At 51.5% G+C, this 3,338-nt stretch carries 3 protein-coding genes; 2 read left to right on the plus strand and 1 reads right to left on the minus strand.

The window, feature by feature from the left end:
* Nucleotides 1-1,305: hypothetical protein (locus tag BLW38_RS15530; protein WP_092818094.1), on the plus strand; the 1,305-nt coding region annotated here is incomplete at its 5' end.
* A gap of 188 nt (nucleotides 1,306-1,493) precedes the next feature.
* Here BLW38_RS15530 and BLW38_RS15535 read toward each other — a convergent pair.
* Nucleotides 1,494-2,180 carry an SOS response-associated peptidase gene (locus BLW38_RS15535; RefSeq protein ID WP_092818095.1) on the minus strand — a complete coding sequence of 229 codons (687 nt, stop codon included), beginning with the start codon at nucleotides 2,178-2,180 and terminating at the stop codon, nucleotides 1,494-1,496.
* A 378-nt stretch (nucleotides 2,181-2,558) separates the two neighbouring features.
* Between BLW38_RS15535 and BLW38_RS15540 the strand changes: the two genes are divergently transcribed.
* Nucleotides 2,559-3,338, plus strand: a 780-nt coding sequence (locus BLW38_RS15540) for a J domain-containing protein (RefSeq protein ID WP_177167546.1), incomplete at its 3' end; no start/stop codon positions are given.

The raw sequence follows: 3,338 nt of genomic DNA on the forward strand, positions 1-3,338 counted from the left end.
GGGCCGGTCGTCATCGTTGGAGATGCGTCGTACCGCGTTGTTCCGGTCGGTGAAGAATCAGACTCGTCAGAAGATGTCCGGGAACTTAGCGTCGACGAGATACGTGCTGCACTCAGCGAGCTCGCTGACAACGACGACTTTCAGTCAATCGTAGACAATTGCCCGACGAATACGCCACTCGTCTACGACGACATCGATTATTTGACCCGCCATCTCCCCACAACTTCGCTCCAGAAGTGCCAGAAGCTGAGTGAGAGCACTCCTTTCGAGAAGGAATTACTCCTCCAAGTTGCCTACGTAGAACGCCAAAACTCTCTCGTCGGGCACTCAGACAACGTCCTCGAGTATTATCTCGAACAGCGTGCTGAAATCGCTGAAAAACTCCGGTCCACCGACGAGATCGACAGCGACGTTGAGCGGTCATTCTTTTCGTATCTACTCCTTGCCTCGGCACTCATCGAAGAGTTGACGACAGAAACGGTCCTCAACGAGCTCTTTCGCGAGGAAGCTCGTCTCGACAGCATCACGGAGCACGTTCGGAGTATGGGGCACGCGAAGCGATTAGAGAAACTCTGTGATATCCAAATACTGACTGGAGGTGACCATGGATCGCTTGTCGAGGTCAAAGAACGTAGAAACAACCTCGTCCACGACGCGCAGAAACGTGCAGGCCTTGACGAACTCGAATCGCGTCGTGAAGTCGCACAGATCCTTGAACAGACTGATCGATGTGCGTCCGTCCTACTGACGATCTCGGGGAAGAACATCGAGTCAGTCATCGCGAAGCGGGGGTGTGAGCCCTATATCGAACACGCTCAATCTGAGGCTGTGGCCGACACAATCACAACCTGGGAACAGGAGAATCCGGAGCGCCTGTCGAAACTCCACGATTGTGAAAGAGCGGCCCTCGAAGAGATTCACTGGGATACCGAAGAGAGTGACCCTGGGAACAACATCACGGAGGGATTCACGTTTGATGGGTTTGATGACGAGGGGCTGTATGAGATACTGATGGAGTTCGTCAGTGATGCCTCAAAGGCGTTCCTGGACCGTATTGATGCCGATGCGAACGAGAGCAATCTCGATCGCTTCGATTTCGCATTGATGGTGCTGCTCTGTGCTGGTCACAGTTACGACGAAATTGCCCGCTGGCTGGATACCGACGAAAAGTACGTCCAGCGGAAGGAGAACGTGATAGCCTGGAGAGCTTCACAGTTCGAGAAGGATTTGGTAGAGGAAATCCCCCGCCCAGAGGGCCCAACATGGCCATCTGAAACGGAATCAGATGATCAGGATGAGTGCTAGTCTGATAACAGACGAGTCATCGTCGCATAGTACGTATGCTCTCTCAGCGGAAGGCACACTTGGATAAGACCGAGCGTAAGCATCTCGAAGACCGCCTCACGGCAGAAGGTACCATCCGAGATCGAGAGTACTCGCTCGTCGATTCGGCGGCGGCGTCGCCGATGCAGTGACCGTGACGTCGTCAGCTATCAGGAACTGAACTCGCCGAGGCCTGATTGCTCGTGGTCCAGTGGCTCGATGACCTGGGGATCGTCGTTGCCGGGGTTGTTGACCCGCGTCGAGATCTCGTAGGCGTCCAGATCGCCCTTCGGGTACGGTTGGCACAGTTCCTTGCGGGTGTCCGGGTCTGCGGCGAGCCAGTCGGATTCCGCGTCCTGCGGTAGGACGACCGGCATCCGATCGTGGATCGAGTTCATCAGGTCGTTCGGCTCCGTCGTGAGAATCGTGACGCACGAGATCGTCTCGTCCTCACCCTCCCAGACGTCCCAGAGGCCGGCCATCGCGAACGCGGGATCGTCCTCGCGGTGAATCTGGAAGGGCTGTTTCGATCCACCGTTCGTCGATCGCCATTCGTAGAGGCCTGACGAGAGGACGAGACAGGGTCGAGAGTTCCACGCTCGTTCAAACACGCGTTTCTCGCCCGCGTTTTCCGAACGAGCGTTGATCATTCCCCCTTCGGGCTCGTTAGCCCAGAACGGTATCAGGCTCCAGTGGTAGCGAGCAATCTCATCTGAGGCCTCGTTCGTGATGATGTGTAGGTCGTCGCCGGGTGCGATGTTGTGTCGTGGCCTGTAGCTACCGTCCGCGACGACTTCGGCGCCGAAGCGATCCTCGAGGTCGTCTTGCTCGGTAAAGAGGGAATTGCGCCCACACATATGCTCGTGTTCGTCGAGGAGCGTCTTCAGCGTGACCGTGCGGGACCGAGTCCGTTGAGGACGCTGACTCTTACCTAATATAACCCCTCGACTAATCCAATATGTTTGGTAAGATTGCTCTAGAACCGTTCTCTGAACAAGTCTTCTGAAACGTGGAAGAGCCACGCTGCGAATAGAATGGATAAATCGATACATATGAGGTTGCTAAAATCGTCTTGGGGATCTTGCTCACACCTCGATCATTTTGAACAATGATAAATGCCGATTTAAGATATCTCCCAGGTCGTATTTGCAACACCAAGTATTCCCACGACGTTTTAATATTCTGTTGACATAATATCTTTAGTTCCTCAATCTGAGATTACAATTAGGATTTATATGGCATCCACATATCACGAGGTGCTTGACCTTTCTGAAGATGCTTCAATGAATGCTGTTAGAACTGCCTATCGGGAGAAGGTCAAGGAGTATCATCCTGATATAAGTGACCATCCGGACGCTAAGAAGCGGTTTCAACAACTCAAATCGGCATATGAAGTTCTCAGTAGTCGAAAGAGGAGAGAGCGGTACGAGCGTATGGGTCATAACAAGTATGTAGATCAATATGGGGGATATTCATCTGATGAGTTAGAACAGACAACAGAGATTCAGTTGGTTAAACAAGAAACCCAAACTAACCGTGCTGAATCCAATTCAAAAGAAGAATTTGCCAACCACGACAAGCAAGGATCAACACGATCTGAACAGAATGAGGTATCAAAAGGGACTTGGATCAGTTGGATAATCCAGGGACGGACCAGCGAAAATGATGGGACAGTTCCTTATATAATCCGACTTTCTGTTTACACTATCCTGCTATTGGTTGGTATTTTCATTTCTAAGCCGATTTTTGGAGGTTCGAATGCACTGATCTCCAATTTTCCTGCGTTTTTGATCTTATTGTGCGGGGCTCGTATAGTCTATTTGTCCGTATTCGAGCATCTTCGGGAAGAGTATGTGAAAATCGATCAAAGTCCCGAGCCAGATTCGTATGCGATACCGTATGCTCTCGCATTTGGGTTATTAGGACTCACTTTGCCATTATTCTCTCTCTTTCCACAAGTCTTGGGGATGTCATTAGAAACATATCCCATTGCATTAGCCATTGTATTAGGTGTT

Source organism: Halopenitus malekzadehii (genome assembly GCF_900108505.1).
GTDB classification, from domain to species: domain Archaea; phylum Halobacteriota; class Halobacteria; order Halobacteriales; family Haloferacaceae; genus Halopenitus; species Halopenitus malekzadehii.

Coding starts and splice junctions, on each gene's coding strand:
- BLW38_RS15535 (WP_092818095.1), bottom strand. CDS start 2,180: ATGTGTGGGCGCAATTCCCTCTTTACCGAGCAAGACGACCTCGAGGAT.